This is a genomic window from Serratia sp. JUb9 (assembly GCF_014298095.1).
GTDB lineage: Bacteria > Pseudomonadota > Gammaproteobacteria > Enterobacterales > Enterobacteriaceae > Serratia_B > Serratia_B rhizosphaerae.
Map to the genome: position 1 here is coordinate 1,381,217 of NZ_CP060416.1, position 14,286 is coordinate 1,395,502.

A 14,286-nucleotide genomic window follows, 5' to 3' on the forward strand; every position below is an offset into this window, starting at 1 on the left:
GTCGCGCTACTCCGGCAGCGGCTGCAGCTTTTTACCGCGCCGCAGGCGCGTCTGCAATCGGTCGAAATAGAGGTACACCACCGGCGTGGTGTACAGCGTCAGCAGCTGGCTCATCAGCAGCCCGCCGGCGATGGTGACCCCCAGCGGCTGACGCAGCTCCGCGCCGTCGCCGCTGGTCAGCACCAGCGGCAGCGCGCCGAACAGCGCCGCCAGCGTGGTCATCATAATCGGCCGGAAGCGCAGCAGGCTGGCTTGGAAAATCGCCTCGCGCGCGCTGATGCCGCCGCGGCGCTGCGCGTCGAGCGCAAAGTCGACCATCATGATGGCGTTCTTTTTCACGATGCCGATCAGCAGCATGATACCGATCAGCGCAATCAGGCTAAAGGCCGCGCCGAACAACTCCAGCGCCAGCAGCGCGCCGACCCCGGCGGAGGGCAGGGTGGAGAGAATGGTCAGCGGGTGAATATAGCTTTCATACAGCACGCCGAGCACGATATACACCGTGGCGATCGCCGCCAGAATCAGGAACAGCTGCGAGCGCAGCGTATCCTGATACACCTGCGCGGTGCCGGCAAAGGCGCCGCGCACCGTCGGCGGCACGCTGAGCGCGGTCATGGTGCGCTCGATGGCTGCGGTAGCGTCGGACAGGCTGCCGCCGTCCGGCAGGTTGAACGAAATGGTCGACGCCGCCGTCAGCCCCTGATGGTTCACCGACAGCGGCGCGTTGGCCGGCCGCCAGCTGGCGAAGTAGGAGAGCGGAATGGCTTTCCCTTCGTTATTGATGACGAACATCTTTTCCAGCGCGCTGACGTCCTGGGTATATGGCGGCGCCACTTCCATCACTACCTTGTACTGATTGAGCGGCTGATAGATGGTTGAGATCTGGCGCTGGCCGAAGGCGTTATTCAGCAGGTTATTGGCGTCGCTGACGGAAATGCCGAGGCGCGCCATGGTTTCGCGGTCGTAGACCAGATCCAGTTCGGAGCCTTTGTCCTGCTGATCGGAGTTAACGTCCGTCAGCGCCGGCAGTTTCGCCAGCGCATCGCGGATCTTCGGCTCCCATTCGCGTAGCGCGCCGAGGTCGTCCGCCAGCAGCGTGTACTGGTAGCTGGCGTTGGCCTGACGGCCGCCGGCGCGGATATCCTGCACCGCCATAAGGAACAGGTTGGCGCCCGGCTCTTTCGCCAGTTTGCCGCGCAGGCGGGCGATCACCTGCTGGGCGCTGCTGCTGCGTTCGGACAGCGGTTTCAGCGAGATAAACATCGAACCGGAGTTGGTGCGCGACCCGCCGGTAAAGCCGGTGACGTTATCCACGTCCGGGTCTTCCCGCACGATTTTCATAAAGTCTTCCAGCTTACTGCGCATTGCCTGGAAGGAGATGCTCTGGTCCGCCTGAATAAAGCCCATCAGCCGGCCGGTGTCCTGCTCCGGGAAGAAGGTCTTCGGGATGCTGACGTACAGCCAGACGTTGAGGGCGATGGTGGCGAGAAACAGCGCCAGCACCCAGCGGGCATGGCCCAGCACCCAGTTGAGCGATCGGCCGTAGCCCTGCTGCAGCGCGTTAAGCAGCCGGCCGAAACCGCGGGTGCGGCGCTGGGCGCGCGCCGGCTGATGGCGCAGCAGATAGGCGCACATCATCGGCGTCAGCGTCAGCGAGATAATCAGCGACAGGCCGATGGAGACCGACAGCGTGACGGCGAACTCGCGGAACAGCCGGCCGGGCAGCCCCTCCATCAGCAGCAGCGGAATAAACACCGCCACCAGCGAGACGCTCATCGACAGCACGGTAAAGCCGACCTCGCGCACCCCCTGCAGCGCGGCGTTGATCGGCTTGACGCCGGCTTCAACGTGGCGCGAGATATTCTCCAGCACCACGATGGCGTCATCCACCACAAAGCCGGTGGCGATGGTCAGTGCCATCAGCGACAGGTTGTTCAGGCTGAAGCCGCACAGGTACATGGCGGCGAAGGTGCCGATCAGCGACACCGGCACCGCCACCGCCGGGATCAGCGTGGCGCGGCCGGAACGCAGGAAAATAAACACCACCAGAATCACCAGCGCGATGGCGATCGCCAGCGACTGCTCCACCTCCGCCAGCGAGGCGCGGATGGTCGGCGAGCGATCCTGCGCGATATTCAGCTGGATAGACGCCGGGATATTCTCCTGCAGGTCCGGCAGCTCGGCGCGGATGCGGTCGATAGTGGCGATAATATTGGCGTCCGGCGCGCGGCTGACGGTCATAATGATCGCCGGTTTGGCGTTGGTCATGCCGGCGTTGCGCACGTTCTGCACCGAGTCTTTCACCTCGGCTACGTCGCCGAGGCGCACCGCCGAACCGTTGTTGTAATGAATGATCAGCGGCTGATAGTCGGCGGCGGTTTTCAGCTCGTCGTTGGTCTGCAGCTGCCAGCGCTGCTGCGGATTTTCCAGCGCGCCCTGCGGTTTGCGCACGTTGGCGCTGCTGATGGCCTGGCGCACGCTGTCGAGCGATACGCCCTGATTAAACAGCGCGCCGGGGTTGAGCTCCACCCGCACCGCCGGCAGCGAGCTGCCGCCCACCGACACGTCGCCGACCCCTTCGGTCTGGGCGATGCGCTGCGCCAGCTGGGTGGAGGCGAAATCATACAGCTGCCCCTGACTGTAAGTGTCGGAGGTCAGCGTCAGGATCATGATCGGCGCGTCGGACGGGTTGACCTTGCGGTAGCTGGGGCGGCTCGGCATGCCGCTGGGCAGCAGGCTCTGCGCCGCGTTAATCGCCGCCTGCACGTCGCGCGCCGCGCCGTTGATATCGCGATCCAGATCGAACTGCAAAATCACGCGGCTGCTGCCGAGTGAGCTCATCGAGGTCATTTCATTGATCCCGGCGATGCGTCCCAGCGCGCGCTCCAGCGGCGTCGCCACCGACGAGGCCATGGTTTCCGGCGAGGCGCCGGGCAGCGAGGCGCTGACCACGATCACCGGGAAATCCACCTGCGGCAGCGGTGAGACCGGCAGCAGGCGAAAGCCCATCACGCCGGCAATGGCGATCGCCAGCGTCAGCAGCGTGGTGGCTACCGGGCGGTGGATAAATAGCGCAAAGAATCTCACGGCAGCTCCTGCGCGTCCGGCCGGCGGCGGGTGTTGCGCGCCAGTTTGTCAAACAGCAGATAAATCACCGGCGTGGTGAACAGCGTCAGGAACTGGCTCATGATCAGGCCGCCCACCATACAGACCCCCAGCGGCTGGCGCAGCTCCGCGCCGACGCCGGTGCTGAGCATCAGCGGCAGCGCGCCGAGCAGCGCCGCCAGCGTGGTCATCAGGATCGGCCGAAAGCGCAGCAGACAGGCCTGATAAATGGCGTCGTACGGCGTCATGCCCTGTTCGCGCTCCGCCGCCAGCGCAAAGTCGATCATCATGATGGCGTTTTTCTTCACGATGCCGATCAGCAAGATGATGCCGATGATGGCGATCACGTCCAGATCGTTGCCCGCCATCATCAGCGCCAGCAGCGCGCCGACGCCGGCTGTCGGCAGCGTCGACAGAATGGTCACCGGGTGGATAAAGCTTTCATACAGCACGCCGAGCACGATATACATCGCCACGACCGCCGCCAGAATCAGCCACAGCGTGCTGCCGAGCGCCGCCTGGAACGCCAGCGTCGCGCCCTGGAAGCGGGTGCTGATATCCTTCGGTAGATTGAGGCGTTCCTCCGCCTGGGTAATGGCGCCCACCGCCTCGCCGAGCGAGTAACCGTCGTTAACGTTGAACGACACCGTCGCCGACGGGAACTGATCGAGATGGTTGATCGACAGCGGGCCGAAGCGTTCTTCAACCTTGGCAATGCTGCGTAGCGGCACCATGGCGCCGTCGCTGCCCGCGAGGCGGATATCATCCAGCGCCGCCAGGCCGGGGGTCTGGCTGACGTCATGCTCCAGCACCACGCGGTACTGGTTGGCCTGGGTATAGATGGTGGAGATCAGCCGCTGGCCGAAGGCGTTATACAGCGCGTTATCGACATCGCTCATGCTGACGCCGAGGCGCGTGGCCGAGTCGCGGTCGACGTTGACGTAGGCCACCAGTCCGCGGTCGAGCCAGTCGCTGGTGACGTCGGCCAGCTGCGGCGCCTGCTTCAGTTCATTCATCAGCTGTGGTACCCACAGGCTCAGCTCATCCAGCGACATCGCCTGCAGCGTGACCTGATACTGGGTGCGGCTCACCTGGGTATCGATGGTCAGATCCTGCACCGGCTGCAGATAGAGCTTCACCCCGGGAATGTTGGCCGTTTGCTGCTGCAGACGGCTGATGATCGCCGGAATACGTTCACTGCGTTCGCTGAGCGGCTTCAGGTTGATCTGCAGCCGGCCGCTGTTGAGCGTGGCGTTGCTGCCGTCGATGCCGACGAAGGAAGTCAGGCTTTCGACCGCCGGATCTTTCAGGATTTGCGCGGCGACCTGCTGCTGACGCTCGGCCATATTGCTGAAGGAGACGCTCTGCGGCGCTTCCAGCGTGCCTTGAATAATGCCGTTGTCCTGTACCGGGAAGAAGCCTTTCGGGATCAGCAGGTACAGCAGCACCGTCAGCGCCAGCGTGGCGAACGCCACGCCCAGCGTCAGCCACGGGTGATTAAGCACGCTTTTCAGCCACACGCCGTAGCGGGCGATCACCCGCTCGAAAAAGCGTTCGCTGGCGGCGGAAAAGCGGTTCTGTTTACGCAGCGATTCGTGGCTCAGCATGCGCGCGCACATCATCGGCGTCAGCGTCAGCGACACCACGGCGGAGATCAGAATCGCCACCGCCAGCGTGACGGCGAACTCGCGGAACAGGCGACCGACGATATCGCCCATAAACAGCAGCGGAATCAGCACCGCCACCAGCGAGAAGGTGAGGGAGATAATGGTAAAGCCGATCTCACCGGCGCCTTTCAGCGCGGCGTCCAGCGGCTTTTCGCCCTTTTCGATATAGCGCGAGATATTCTCTATCACCACGATAGCGTCATCGACCACGAAACCGGTGGCGATGGTCAGCGCCATCAGCGTCAGGTTGTTGACGGAAAAGCCGAGGAAATACATGGCGGCGAAGGTGCCGACCAGCGACAGCGGCACCGCCACGCTGGGAATAATGGTGGCCGGCACGTTGCGCAGGAAGACGTAAATCACCATCACCACCAGGGCGATCGCCAGCAACAGCTCGGACTGCACGTCGCTGACCGAGGCGCGGATGGTGGTGGTGCGGTCGGTCAGCACTTTCACATCCACCGATTTCGGCAGGCTTTTCACCAGCGTCGGCAGCATCTCGCGGATGCTGTCGGCGGTGGTGATGACGTTAACCCCCGGCTGGCGCTGAATATTCAGCACGATCGCCTGATCTTTATTGGCCCAGGCCGCCAGTTTGGTGTTCTCGGCGCCCTGTTCGACGGTGGCGATATCCCGCAGACGGATCGCCGCGCCGTCTTTGTAGGCGACAATCAGCTGGCGGTAATCGTCGGCGGACTTCATCTGGTCGTTGGCCGACAGCGTTACCGAGCGGGTGGGGCCGTCCAGGCTGCCCTTGGCGGAGTTGACGTTGGCGTTGCTGATGGCGCTGCGCACCGTTTCGCTGTCCAGCCCGTAGGCCGCCACCGCTGCGGCGTTCAGCCTGACGCGCACCGCCGGGCGCTGCCCGCCGGACAGCGTCACCAGCCCGACGCCGGTGACCTGCGAGATTTTCTGTGCGACGCGGGTTTCCACCATATCTTCCACCTGCGTCATCGGCATGGCGCTGGAGGTGACCGCCAGCGTCATAATCGGCGGGTCGGCCGGGTTGACCTTGCTGTAAATCGGCGGGTAGGGCAGGTCATTCGGCAGTAGATTGGTGGCCGAGTTGATGGCCGCCTGAACTTCCTGCTCGGCGACGTCCAGCGGCAGTTCGAGCTGGAACTGCAGCGTCACCACCGACGCGCCGCCGGAGCTTTGCGACGACATCTGTTTCAGCCCGGACATCTGGCCGAACTGCCGTTCCAGCGGCGCGGTGATCGCCGAGGTCACCACGTCAGGGCTGGCGCCGGGGTACAGCGTCACTACCTGAATGGTGGGGTAATCCACTTCCGGCAGGGCGGACACCGGCAGCGCGCGGTAGCCGATAATGCCCGCTAGCAGGATGGCCACCATCAGCAGCGTGGTGGCGACCGGACGCAGGATAAACAGGCGGGACGGCCCGCCGTTAGCCTTATGCGGCGTCGGCTGCATCAGGATTTCCCCTGCACTTGCGGCTGGCGGCGCGGCGTGGCGGCTGCCGGCGTTTCCTGCGGCGTCAGCACCTCGACCTGAATGCCGTCGGTCAGACGGTCGATGCCGTCGGTAACCACCCGGTCACCGGCGCTCAGGCCGGCGCTGATCACCACCTGTTGGCTGTCCTGCACGCCGGTGGTGACGCGGTGTTTACTGACGGTATTGTCATCCCCCAGCGTCCAGACGAAGTTGCCCTCGTTGTCCATCTGCAGCGCCGCCGTCGGGATCACCACCGCGTTGTGCAGGGTATCCACTTTCAGGCGCGCGTTGACGAACTGGTTGGGGAACAGCTCATCATCCTGATTGCTAAAGCGCGCTTTGAGCTTGATGGTGCCGGTGGCGGTATCTATCTGGTTATCCAGGCTCAGCAGGCTGCCGGTCGCCAGCCGCTGCGAATTGGTGCGGTCCCAGGCTTCGACCGCCACCGCACCGGCCTTCTGCGCCTTAAGCAGATCGGCGATATTGCCTTCCGGCAGGGTAAACACCACGTCGATCGGCCGGGTTTGGGTGATCACCACCAGCGGCGTGCTGCTGCCGCTGGTGATGTAGTTGCCGACGTCGACCTGCTTCAGCCCGACGCGGCCGTCAATCGGCGCGGTGATGCGGCTGTAGGTGATTTGCAGTTTGGCGCTGTCCACCGCGCCCTGATCGGCCTTGATCGCTCCTTCGGTCTGGCGCACCAGCGCCCGCTGCGCATCCAGATCCTGGCGAGAGATCAGATTGGTTTTCACCAGTTGCTGATAGCGCGCCAAATCCTGTCTGGCGTTGGCCAGCGTCGCCTGGTCTTTCGCCAGCTGGCCTTCGGCCTGCGTCAGCTGCACCTGGAACGGACGCGGGTCAATCTCCGCCAGCAGATCGCCGGCCTTGACCTGTTGCCCTTCGGTAAAGTGAATGGCCATCAGCTGCCCGTCGACCCGGCTGGTGACGGTGACGGTATTCGCCGCGCTGGCGGTGCCCAGCCCGGACAGATAACGCGGCACGGTCTGCTGCATGGCGGTTGCCGCCTGTACCGGCGACATCGGCATCTTGCGCCGTCCGCCATTATTCGCCTGTTTGCCCGCCGCCTGGCGGGCGGACGGCAGCGGTTCGACGGGTGCGGCGGCGAAAAAATGTCGCCAAATCAACACGGCGGCGATAACCAACAGCGCGAGAACGACAAGGCGCAGGATCAAGGGGCGGCGTTGAGGTTTTGCATTCATGACGATGAAAATACTCCAAAGGCGGGCAACAAGCCGAAAGGCCAACTTCTTATAGGATACTAGTTTACCGGCCGTTACCGGGATAAAAATGGAGGAAAAATGGAGGAATCGTCAGTTTTCCATGAAGAGAAAGAGGGTTTACCGATAAGCGTCGCGTTTTTGGCGTTTGATTATATTTCAGGCTAATAATAATTACTCAAACCATTTGGCTGATAGAGGGTGAGATGAGCAAGCGTGAATTGGGACGTAGCGGAATCAGGGTGCCGAAACTGACGTTCGGCGGCAATGTGTTCGGCTGGACGGCGGATCGGGCGACGTCTTTCAGCCTGCTGGACGCGCTGGTGGACAACCAACTGAATTTTATCGATACCGCCGATGTGTATTCCTACTGGGCGCCGGGCAATCAGGGCGGCGAGTCGGAAACGGTGATCGGCGAATGGCTGAAACAGAGCGGCAAGCGCGATCGGGTGATTATCGCCACCAAAGTGGGGAAAATGAACGATGCAGCCGGCAAACCGCAGCTGTCGGCCGGCTATATCCGCCAGGCGGTGGAGAATTCGCTGCGCCGTCTGCAGACGGACTATATCGATTTATACCAATCTCATGACGACGACCGCGACACCCCGCTGGCGGAAACCCTGGCGACCTTTGACGCGTTGATCAAAGAGGGCAAGGTACGGGCGATCGGCGCGTCCAACTATCAGGCCGATCGGCTGGAAGAGGCGCTGCGGGTCAGCGAGCAGCACGGGCTGGCGCGCTATGAGACCCTGCAGCCGGAATATAACCTCTATGCCCGACAAGGCTATGAACAGGCGCTGGAAGGGGTTGCCGTCAGGCACGGGCTGGGGGTGATCAACTTCTGGGCGCTGGCCAGCGGTTTTCTTACCGGCAAGTACCGCAGCGCCGATGATATCGGCAAGAGTCAGCGTGGCGACACCATCGTGGCGCGCTATTTGAACGCGCGCGGTTTACGCATTCTGGAGGCGCTGGATAGCGTGGCGCAGCGGCATGCGACGACGCCGACTCAGGTCTCGCTGGCCTGGCTGATGGCGCGGCCGAGCATTACCTCGCCGATTGCCAGCGCCACCTCGCTGGCCCAGTTGGATGAGCTGGTCGGCGCTACGCAACTGTCGCTGAGCGCAGAAGATATTCGCCAGCTGGATCGGGCCAGCGAGGAATAAGGTGCGGGCGTCAGTCAGCCTGCTCCCGCCACTGCTGCCGGTTCAGCCGGTACACCACATGGCGGCGCAGGCGGTGGCCCGGCGGCAGGCGCGGATGGTCAAAATACTCGTCAGCGCAGCGCATGCCGATGCGTTCCATCACCCGGCGTGAGGGATGGTTGACGACGGCGGTAAACGACACCACTTCCGGCAGTTGCAGCTGTGAAAACGCATGGTTCAGCGCTGCCCGTGCGGCCTCGCTGGCGTAGCCGTGGCCCCAGTGGGCGGCGGCCAGCCGCCAGCCGATCTCCACGCAGGGCGACAGCGGCAGATCGTCGCCGACCTGGGCCAGGCCGACAAAACCGATAAAGGGAACATGGCCCGGCAGTTCGACGGCCCATAATCCCCAGCCGTGCTGCTGCATAAACTGGCGGATCGCGGCGGCCTGCGTTTCGCTGGCGGCGGCGGACAGCGGGGCGGGGAAGTAACGCATCACCTGCGGATCGGCGTTCAGCGCGGCGAAAGCGGCCAGATCGCTGTCTTGCCAGGCGCGCAGGCGTAAACGTTCGGTATTCAGCGTGGCGATAGGCATGGTTTTCACCTCGTTCTGTAACGGGGCGCGACCTTGACGTCGCGCCCGATGCCCCGTGGCGGGGTTAACGGAACAGCGTCTGCGCCCAGCGCGCCAGCCCGGCGGTGACCGAGCCGAAGTCATTGCCGCCGACGATCGGAATGCCGGGCAGCTGCTGTTGCAGCGCCGCGCGCAGCAGCGGCGAACGGGCGCTGCCGCCGGTCAGGTAGATCACGTCCGGCTGCGTCTGGCTGGTGGCCAGCGCGGCGGTGACCTGCTCCTGGATGCGCTGCAGCGGCTGGGAAATGGCATCCGCCAGCTGTCCCTGACTGATGAGTTCTGCCAGTTCCGGCTGGACAAACGCCAGCGGTACGCGGGTGGTTTCCTCGCCGGAGAGGGCGATTTTACTCTCTTCCGCCGCGCGCACCAGCCGGTAGCTCAGACGTTGCCGATACACCTGCAGCAGCCGACGCACTTTTTCCGGCTCCGCCGCGTCGCGGATCAGATCGTTCAGCAGTCTGGCATTGGCGCTGCTGTAAAACTCATTCTGCGCCGGCACGTCGTTGGTGGCGACCGCGTTCCAGTACGGCAGCGCCGGCAGGGCGATGCCTTTTGCGGTTTCACCGCCCATGCCGAACAGCGGCATCAGTTGCTTGAATGCCAGCATGATATCGAGGTCGTTACCGCCGACGCGGCAGCCGCTGTGGCCGATCAGGCTCTGCTGGCGATCGGCGCTGTCGCGCCACTGCGGCCCCATCAACAGCACCGAGCAGTCGGTGGTGCCGCCGCCGATATCGACCACCAGCACGGTTTTCTCTTCCTGCAGCGTGGCTTCGAAATCCAGCCCGGCGGCCACCGGCTCAAACTGGAATTCGATCTGCTTAAATCCGGCGCGCTGGGCGGCGCGCAGCAGAATGCCCTGCGCCTGGCTGTTGGCCTCTTCGCCGCCGGTGCCCTGGAAGTTGATCGGCCGGCCGATCACCGTCTGCTCGATCTGCTGCTGCAGCACGCCTTCCGCCTGGCGCTTGATATGGAACATCATCGCGCAGACCAGGTCTTCAAACAGCGCGATTTGCTGCGCCTTCAGCCCGTTGGCGCCGAGGAATGATTTCGGCGAGCGGACGAAGTACACCTCTTCCGGGTCTTCAACATAGTGCGCCAGCGCCTGCAGACCAAAGTGCAGGCTGTCGGCGTTGACCGGAATATCCTCTTCGCGGTTGTAGCTGACGGCGCGCCGCAGCAGCTGCTGGTTTTCCTCGCTGCCGGTCGGCACCTGCCAGTGGCGGTGCAGACATTCGCTGACCGCTTCGCGGCTCGGCGCGCACAGCATCGACGGCAGATACGGTTCATTGTTTTCCAACGCCAGCAGCTCCGGGCCGTTTTCCCGCATCACCGCAACGGAACAGTTGGCCGTTCCGTAGTCGAATCCTATAAACATTTTCTATCCCCATGCCAATGAAGGGGGGCGACTTTACCCGAGAGCGGGCGTCTGGGCAATGCAGCGCGTGCCGGACGGCGAAAATTTTAGCGGCAGCGTTAAGGAGATGCTTAACTAAGCCTATCTTGATGTCCGAATTCCGCACGTCAGCCCGCAGTCTGAGCGCCATAATGATGAAAAAACCGACACCGAGCGTTGCCATGAGTGAACACCAGGCGTTATATGCCGCGCTGCGCGCGCGGGATCGCAAATTTGACGGCCGTTTCTTTGTCGGCGTGTCGTCGACCGGCATCTACTGCCGGCCGGTGTGCAGCGCCCGCACGCCGAAAAGCGAGAACTGCAGCTTCTACCCCAGCGCCGCCGCCGCTGAACTGGCGGGCTTTCGCCCCTGCCTGAAGTGCCGGCCGGAACTGGCACCGGGCCTGGCGCTGATCGACCTGGGCAACCGCTATGCGCAGGTTGCGGTGCAGCTGATTGAGCAGGGCTACCTGTCTGAACACAGCTGTGAGGCGCTGGCGGCGCGGCTGGGGATTTCCGATCGCCATCTGCGGCGCATCTTCGCCGAGCAGTTCGGCGCTTCGCCCATCGATTATGCGCAGTCGCACCGGCTGCTGCAGGCCAAGCGCCTGCTGGTGGATACCGATATGCCGCTCAGCGAGGTGGCGTTCGCCGCGGGGTTTGGCAGCCTGCGGCGCTTTAATGAACTGTTTAAACAGCGCTACCGCCTGAGTCCGTCGGCGCTGCGTGAAAGCAGCGGCCGGCAGACACGCGCCGCCGACAGCGGGCTGGTGTTTCATCTGGGCTATCGCCCGCCGTACGACTGGCCGCGCATGCTGAATTTTTTACAGGCGCGTGCGGTCAGCGGCGTGGAGTGCGTGCAGGACGGGCGTTATTACCGCTCCATCGCGGTGACGCTCGGCGGAGAGTCGTATCAGGGCTGGGTCAGCGTGCAGCCGGAAACGGCGCGCGATCGGGTGCGGGTGGAGATTGCGCCGTCGCTGAGCCGGGTGACGACCGACGTGCTGCGGCGCGTGCGCCAGCTGTTCGATCTGGATGCGGCGCCGGACGTCATCGCCGCCGCGCTGGGGCCGCTGGTGACCGACCCCGGCCTGCGCCTGCCCGGCTGTGTCAACGGCTTCGAACAGGCGACGCGCGCGGTGCTGGGGCAACTGGTCAGCGTGAAGATGGCCGCCGTGTTTGCCGGACGGATGGCGGAGCGTTGGGGAACACCGCTGGCGCAGCCGCACGCCGGCATTACTCATATGTTTCCGCTGGCCGGGCAGATAGCCGCGCTGCAGCCGGAGATGCTGCGGCCGCTCGGTATTCAGCTCAAACGCGCAGCAGCGTTGATCGCGCTGGCGCGTGCGCTGGAAGAGGGGCGGCTGGCGCTGGATAACGTGCTGGATATTGAGCAGGGCATCAAGGCGCTGACCGCGCTGCCGGGCATCGGCGACTGGACGGCGAGCTATATTGCGATGCGCGCCTGGTCATGGCCGGACGTATTTCTGAGCGGCGATTATCTGATTAAACAGCGCTTTCCCGGCATGACGCCGCGCCAGATTGAGCGCTATGCCGAACGTTGGCGGCCGTGGCGCTCTTACGCCACTTTGCATCTGTGGCATCACGACGGCTGGCAGCCTGAGCGATAGAAAAACGGGCCGGCGCAGGCCGGCCCGGAAGGTCAAAGCAGGAACAGGCTGGCCAGGCCGAGGAAGATGAAAAAGCCGCCGGTATCGGTCAGGGCGGTGATCAGCACGCTGGAGCCGACCGCCGGGTCGCGTCCCATCTTCAGCATCACCATCGGGATCACTACGCCCATCAGCGCGGCGACCAGCAGGTTGAGGATCATGGCCAGCGTCATCACGCCACCCAGCGCCCAGTCGTCGTACAGTAAATAGGTGACCACGCCCATAATGCCGCCCCACACCAGGCCGTTGATGATCGCAACGCCCAGCTCTCTGAGCAGCAGACGGGAAATATTGCCTTCTTCAATCTGGTGCAGCGCCAGCGCGCGGACGATCATGGTGATAGTCTGGTTGCCGGTATTGCCGCCGATGCCGGCGACGATCGGCATCAGCGCGGCCAGCGCCACCAGCTGCGAAATGGTGTGCTCGAACAGGCCAATCACCCGCGAGGCGATAAAGGCGGTGCACAGGTTGATAGCCAGCCAGGCCCAGCGGGTTTTTACCGCCTTGCTGACCGGCGCGAATACGTCCTCTTCCGGGCTTAAGCCCCCCATGCGGCGCAGGTTGCTTTCGCTCTCTTCATTCACCACGTCGACGATCTCTTCGATGGTCAGACGCCCCATCAGTTTGCCCTGCGCGTCGATCACCGGGGCGCTGATCAGGTCATAACGTTCAAACGCGCCGGCCGCCGCTTCGGCCTTATCTTCCGGCTGGAAGCTGGTGGGTTCGCTGTCCATTACGCTGGCGACCTGTGTTTGCGGGTCGTTCAGCAGCACCGCCGTCAGCGGCAGTTCGCCGAGCAGAGTGTTCTTACGATCGGTGACAAAGATTTTATCGGTGGCGTCCGGAATGGTTTTGCGCTGGCGCAAAAAGCGGTGCACCGCGCCCAGCGTAACATCGGGCCGCACCGTGACCAGCTCGAAGTCCATCATCCAGCCGACGGTCTCTTTGCCGTAGTGCATCATCTCGCGCACCTGTGCGCGCTGCCCCGGCTCCAGCGAGGTCAGCAGGCGGCCCATCAGGTTACGCGGCAGGAACTGCGCCAGATAGGCCTGTTCATCGATATCCAGCGTTTTGATCGCCTTGAGCAGGTCTTTATCGCTCATCTCTTCGATCAGGCTGTCCCACACCGGTTCAGCGACTTCCACCAGCGTTTGGCCGCGGCGCGGCGGATCCACCAGCCGCCACAGCGCCAGGCGTTCATCCTGCGGCAGCGCTTCCAGCAGGTCGGCGAGGTCGGCGGCGTGCATCTCTTCCACCAGCGCGCGAATTTCGGCGGTCTGGTCCATCAGCGCCCGGCGGCTGAGCTGCTGCTCTTCGTCCGGTCGGCCGAGGATGCCGTCGACCAGCGCTTTGTTGTTCAGTAACAGGGACAGGATGTGCTGACGGTGTTCAGCCACCTTTTTGACATTATGTGTTGCGGCAGACATGGTATTCCTTAACGCTTGGCACGCGGAGCTCCTGAGTCATAACTTGTACAAGATAGAACATCTCAGAGTATGGCGTCATTTTTATGATCGGGACGATACGCAGCCAAAGAATGGGTAAAGCGTCTGTTGACAGGCGGCTTACCCATTCGGCGGCGCGCGGACAGGCACGCGCGTTCACTGCGTTTCAGAGGCGTTGTCCCGTGGCGGATTGAGTGGTTGACTGATGTGCTGTTCCTGGGCGGAAACATTTTTTTCCTGATGATGGGGAATGGCGGCGAGAGTGGTATACAGAAGCCGGCCTATCAAAATGATAAAGCTTACCAGCAACACTATTTTGGTCATTTGTCCGGTGGTTCTTTTACGCATGATTTTTCCGGAAGTATCGGTCCTTGTGGCGCAGTTGTTGGTTATGCCCGTCATTTTTCCATGAGTGGCGTAATTTTAGTGGCGGCTGGCAAAATTTGTCTATGTATTTCACCGGGAAGCAAAAACAATCCTGCCGTTCGTTGAGTGTTGGTTTGATTTTATCCGGCGGCGTGGAGCGCTTTTTTTTATCGC

Annotated in this window: 9 protein-coding genes; 3 read left to right on the forward strand and 6 right to left on the reverse strand. The window is 63.1% G+C overall.

Translation table 11 applies throughout. The annotated features are described in order from the left end of the window. Positions 1–6: 6 nt before the first annotated feature. From mdtC to HF675_RS06550, 3 genes are read right to left on the reverse strand one after another with little or no spacing between them, the layout of a single operon-like run. On the reverse strand, positions 7–3,087 hold the full coding sequence (gene mdtC, locus HF675_RS06540) for a multidrug efflux RND transporter permease subunit MdtC (RefSeq protein ID WP_187044285.1): 3,081 nt from the start codon (positions 3,085–3,087) through the stop codon (positions 7–9). Further along, on the reverse strand, positions 3,084–6,203 hold the full coding sequence (locus HF675_RS06545) for an MdtB/MuxB family multidrug efflux RND transporter permease subunit (RefSeq protein ID WP_187044286.1): 3,120 nt from the start codon (positions 6,201–6,203) through the stop codon (positions 3,084–3,086). The genes mdtC and HF675_RS06545 overlap by 4 nt, the downstream gene beginning before the upstream one ends. Further along, complete coding sequence (locus tag HF675_RS06550; protein WP_105232123.1) at positions 6,203–7,444, reverse strand: MdtA/MuxA family multidrug efflux RND transporter periplasmic adaptor subunit; 1,242 nt, start codon at positions 7,442–7,444, stop codon at positions 6,203–6,205. Before HF675_RS06550 ends, HF675_RS06545 begins: the two co-directional genes overlap by 1 nt. A 224-nt stretch (positions 7,445–7,668) precedes the next feature. On the opposite strand from HF675_RS06550, the gene HF675_RS06555 reads away from it, so the two are divergent. Continuing rightward, positions 7,669–8,625: an aldo/keto reductase gene (locus HF675_RS06555; RefSeq protein ID WP_187044287.1), complete on the forward strand. Its 957-nt coding sequence runs from the start codon at positions 7,669–7,671 to the stop codon at positions 8,623–8,625. 10 nt (positions 8,626–8,635) lie between these two features. Here the strand turns inward: HF675_RS06555 and HF675_RS06560 are convergent, their stop codons facing one another. Both HF675_RS06560 and yegD read right to left on the reverse strand, forming a co-directional pair. Beyond that, positions 8,636–9,196, reverse strand: coding sequence for a GNAT family N-acetyltransferase (locus tag HF675_RS06560; protein ID WP_187044288.1), 561 nt, complete (start codon positions 9,194–9,196; stop codon positions 8,636–8,638). A gap of 64 nt (positions 9,197–9,260) precedes the next feature. Further along, entirely contained in the window at positions 9,261–10,613 is a 1,353-nt protein-coding gene (gene yegD, locus HF675_RS06565; RefSeq protein ID WP_105232120.1) for a molecular chaperone, read from the reverse strand. 170 nt (positions 10,614–10,783) lie between these two features. On the opposite strand from yegD, the gene alkA reads away from it, so the two are divergent. Then, the gene (alkA, locus tag HF675_RS06570; protein ID WP_187044289.1) at positions 10,784–12,262 is read left to right on the forward strand and encodes a DNA-3-methyladenine glycosylase 2; all 1,479 of its coding nucleotides are present in this window, start codon (positions 10,784–10,786) and stop codon (positions 12,260–12,262) included. A 32-nt stretch (positions 12,263–12,294) separates the two neighbouring features. Here alkA and mgtE read toward each other — a convergent pair whose 3' ends face one another. Further along, positions 12,295–13,728: a magnesium transporter gene (mgtE, locus tag HF675_RS06575; RefSeq protein ID WP_187044290.1), complete on the reverse strand. Its 1,434-nt coding sequence runs from the start codon at positions 13,726–13,728 to the stop codon at positions 12,295–12,297. A gap of 216 nt (positions 13,729–13,944) precedes the next feature. On the opposite strand from mgtE, the gene HF675_RS23930 reads away from it, so the two are divergent. Continuing rightward, positions 13,945–14,238, forward strand: a complete 294-nt coding sequence (locus tag HF675_RS23930; protein WP_187044291.1) for a hypothetical protein — start codon at positions 13,945–13,947, stop codon at positions 14,236–14,238. The last annotated feature ends 48 nt before the right edge of the window (positions 14,239–14,286 follow it).